Origin of the sequence: Methanospirillum sp. (assembly GCF_035560735.1) — an archaeon.
Lineage (GTDB): Archaea > Halobacteriota > Methanomicrobia > Methanomicrobiales > Methanospirillaceae > Methanospirillum.
The window spans coordinates 1-4,432 of record NZ_DATMYY010000146.1; the positions used below are offsets into that span (position 1 = coordinate 1).

3 protein-coding genes are annotated in these 4,432 nt (G+C 49.0%); all 3 read left to right on the top strand.

What is annotated here, in order from left to right; translation table 11 throughout:
• Positions 1-390: 390 nt before the first annotated feature.
• Positions 391-894, top strand: a complete 504-nt coding sequence (locus VN429_RS04430; RefSeq protein WP_325630219.1) for a hypothetical protein — start codon at positions 391-393, stop codon at positions 892-894.
• A gap of 633 nt (positions 895-1,527) precedes the next feature.
• Complete coding sequence (locus tag VN429_RS04435) at positions 1,528-1,965, top strand: hypothetical protein (RefSeq protein WP_325630221.1); 438 nt, start codon at positions 1,528-1,530, stop codon at positions 1,963-1,965.
• Positions 1,962-4,432 (top strand): hypothetical protein (locus VN429_RS04440; RefSeq protein WP_325630223.1); only part of this gene is annotated, 2,471 nt, incomplete at its 3' end. The genes VN429_RS04435 and VN429_RS04440, both read left to right, overlap by 4 nt.

A 4,432-nucleotide genomic window follows, 5' to 3' on the forward strand; every position in this document is an offset into this window, starting at 1 on the left:
ATGTATTGATCCGAAATCTTCAAGATATTTTGTTTCAAGGATGATTGGTTCAGGGGACCGGAGTTCACATCACATTTACATTGAATTTCTCGATTTTAACCCACCGGATCTGCAAAGAAGGTGCATGAAGTCCGTGATACAAAGATCTCATAAGACACCGGGAACACATCCAAAGCAACCGGAGAGATCAGAAACCTACATAGAGGTTCGGGTATGGTCGGGCTACAAACATAGGAGTACTGGAGACTCGGTTGCACAAAAAAAATTCTTCAATTCACCTGGATTCTCTATCCACCACTAATTTTCCCCTCGTTTCACACCCCTTTAAAATTACTTTTATCTCCCGGTCGACATTATACATAGCCGTGAAATGCGGCTGGGAATCGAACAATGGCAGACTTTACAACCAAGAGTGTCACCAAGTCGGCTGAGAGAAAACTCAGCTTACCTATCGACACCGTAGCAAACTTCCTGGCACTTGTCCAGGACGTCATCGAGAACAACCCCTGGGGATGCACATCATACACCTCAAACAACCAGACTGTCGCCGGGGTTGTCAGGGGATCTGAACACTACTCCGGAAAGATCGTGTATGAGAACGCAGAAGCAAAGACTGTAGGGCAGATATCAGTCAGGGCTCCAACTTCTGCGGCTTTCAGCACCAATGTAAGCACCATCGTGGCTACATCGGCAATCAACACTGCAATGGGGGGAACACCATCTCATGACAGCTCTGAAGACTCGTTCAGTTGTGCTCTCAAATGTCACAACTCAAACGGCGAGATCTTCACAGTCACATTCAGACGTGACAGTGTTGTGGTATCAGGATACGAAGCAGACAGCATCGTTGCAGGGATAGAAACATGGGCAGACACCGTTGCCCTCCTGGCATAAGCCCGGGAGGGATAATGCGGTGGAATATCCTGGCTCTTGGATCACTCCTTGTGATCCAGACTTCTTTCAACAGGCAGAGTACCTAGGAAACTATCAGCACTGACGGATCATCCCTGTTCTCAGGATCTGGTCAGACTCTGATCCAAATAACCAGAAATGATGTGATCTGGGGGATTTTGCGAAAGTGAATATTCGCATATGTAAGCACTGTTTCGTGATTTGGGCACGATACAACGAAGGTTCAGATCCCCCCGATCACTTTCGCACCGTTTACCTAACCTTTAGATACCAGGGTACTAAATCACCATGTGCCATACTCATCCTGACCATGCCAGACATCCTGTGCAGGGCTGGTGAATCACTAATTCCATTATATTATTTCAGCGTTCCAGCAGGCGGTACCATATGGATGGACAAACCTGCTCTTCGGATGGATGAAACACCAGCCAAGAAGTAATCATGATGAAGATGATGAATGGCACGAAACGATTTGATGTGATACTATGAATCAAATGAAAAGAGAACCCCGCACAACCCTTCTCTATCTTGGCCGACCGGGAAGATTGGCGGGGATAAACTACTTGTATAATCTTAAGAGTGTTTGTACCTTTCTGTCATCCAGGGGTGCAATTCATGAATTGTAGTTCCATTCCAGCCAAATGGGACTCAGGGGCCGGTGTCCACGCTGCTCCAGAATCTCTATCCATCTCACTTTCAGATCAGGGGAGGGTGCCCACGATGGCAGGAACTAACCTCACTGCACGGACTATTCTCTTTGATGCAGCTGCAGAACTTGATAAAAACGGTTACTCTTCAGTCAGGGTTGCAGGCTCATCGCGTCTGTTTGATCTTGTAGCTTGGAACAAAGAGAAAACTCTCTTTATTGCAGTCAGACGAACACGGAGCGGCGGAATATCCCGGTTTACCCGCGATGTCAGCCTGCTTGCGTCACTTGTCAAAGATGGGACAGTGCCCGGGATTGTGCAGATCTGGATCTTTGTCTCAAAAGAGTGGCAGAGGTATCAGATCCTGCCCGGTGGTGCTCTGCTTATCAGAGGAGGGTTTCAATGAATCATCCTACACGCTTTGCATGCTCTATCCTCTTTGAGCCCGGACAGACTGTTGAGGTAAGGCTGATTGGAAAACGAGGAGCAGCATCCGGGTATTACAACGATTTTGACCGGCTCAGTGCTGATGCAGTCTCGTTTGACAACCGGGGTGAGTATGCAGGAGCATATGTCACCCTGAACCCGGTGAACCCTGACCTTCTGGCACGCCGGGCCAACAGGATTGAAACCCGGCTTGGCAGACACGAGAAGTCAGCAGGTGACAGCGATATCCTCTGCCGGAGATGGCTCCCGATAGATATTGATCCGGTGCGGCCCTCCGGTGTATCATCGTCTGATTCAGAGCATGTAGCTGCGATAGAAAAAGTTAAACGGATATCGGCATATCTTACTGATCTCGGATGGCCAGAGCCGGTTGTTGCTGACTCAGGCAACGGAGCACACCTGCTGTACCGCATTGATCTTCCCAATGACGAACAGTCCCGGGATCTTGTCAGGAGTATCCTTGAGACCCTTGATATCCTCTTTTCAGATGAATTATCTACAGTAGACACCTCGGTATACAACGCTGCCAGGATCTGGAAACTCTATGGAACAACAAGCAGGAAAGGAGACAATATCACTGCTCGACCACACCGGAAGGCAGCGATACTCTCAGTTCCTGATGTACTGGAGATCGTCTGTTTCGATCTCTTATCCTCCCTGGCTACAATGCTACCACGGGAAGAGTCAGGACCAGAAAGAACAGACAATAAAGAGAAAGGTCGAAAGCCAGAGAGTTCAATAGACCTTGCATCATGGCTTGACCGGCACTCCCTCGGGTACCGCCAGAAGCCATACGCCGGAGGAATGCTCTTTATACTTGATCAATGCCCGTTCTCGTCAGATCATACCGATGGTGCATATGCTATTCAGTTCTCAAACGGAGCCATCTTTGCCGGATGTCATCATTCCTCATGTGGAGGAGGAACACAGCGGTGGCCAGAACTCAGGTCAACGTATGAAGGTCCTGTATCTTCCCGCACACGGAATACCGAGAAGAAGAACGCAAAACCTGAATCGCCGGCTGTTTCTCTGAAACAGAACACAAAACCAGAAATATCTGATGAGATCTCAAAAACCGCATCAACACTCCTTGAAACTGGCGATCCGCTTGCATACATGCTTGAAACCTTTGCCCTGGATCATATCGGAGATCCGGTTGTCGCCGAGTGCCTGGTGATGTCACTTGCTTCCCGGAAGGTGATCAATGCCCGGGGTCTGCATGTCTCGGTGACCGGAGAGTCAGGCAAAGGAAAATCACACGCCTTTGAGACGATGATGAACCAGGTTCCCGAGGAGTTCAGGCTTGAAGGCCGGATGAGTGAGAAGGCTCTCTTCTACATCAAAGGCATGCAACCGGGAAGTGTGATTGCTCTTGATGATGTTGCGTTATCTGACCAGATGCAGGAGATCCTGAAAGGCGTTACGACCTCGTTTCGTCGACCGTTTACGTACCGGACCGTGAGCAAGGACCGGGTAGGTGAGACCTGCATCATCCCGGAGAGGTGTGTCTGGTGGATTGCCAAGGTTGACGGAACCGGTGACGATCAGGTCTGGAATCGGATGCTGACCTGCTGGATTGACGATTCAGAAGAGCAGGATGCAGCTGTTCTCAAGAGAACTCTTCATGAGGCTGCAGGATTCAGACTGGATAGCATAGATGTTAGGGAAGAAGCCCGCGTTTGTCAGGAGATCTGGAGACAGGTATCACCTGCCTGGGTGGTAATTCCATTTGCAAAAAGGATCAGGTTTTCATCGGCAATGAACCGGAGAAATCCTGATATGCTGCTTGATCTTGTGAGATCTCATGCTATTCTGATGCAACATCAGCGGGAACATGTTGAGACAGAGAATTTAATACAAATCTTTGCGACAGAGGATGACTTTTCAGCAGCACAGCGATTATATACCGCTTTGAACAGCACATCAGGAAGCCTTGAATCCAAACTGACCAGAAGAGAGGCAGTCCTTGTAGAGGCGATACAGTCGCACGGGACAGGAGAAGTTACAATTTCAGAGCTCCAGCATATCACCGATCTCTCATTTTCAGTCATCTACAAGATGCTTCACGGGTCATCAAGCAAAGGGCGTGAGTATGAGGGCCTTCTCACGAAATGCCCTGCTGTATCTGTCTGTGACCGGACCCTTGTTGTGGATGAGAGTGGGTCGACTTCTGCTCACCGGAGATCTAAGGCCTACTCCTGGGATCCCCGTGTCTATGAAGCCTGGAAATACGATGGAGGGTGCTGGCTTGAGAGAGATGACCCGCCTTCTGATGATAATCATGATCATGATGATCACGATGAGAAGGATCTGGACTCTGACAAGGGTGATTGCAGAACTGCGGAATGTTGCGGGCAATCTGCGGAATTTTCCGCAACGAATTCAGGCATAAATCACGGGTCAGATCAGGAATTAAACAATAATAA

Bases quoted from the DNA above. Each gene is read 5' to 3' on its own strand.
- VN429_RS04430 (WP_325630219.1), top strand. From the start codon at position 391: ATGGCAGACTTTACAACCAAGAGTGTCACCAAGTCGGCTGAGAGAAAA.
- VN429_RS04435 (WP_325630221.1), top strand. From the start codon at position 1,528: ATGAATTGTAGTTCCATTCCAGCCAAATGGGACTCAGGGGCCGGTGTC.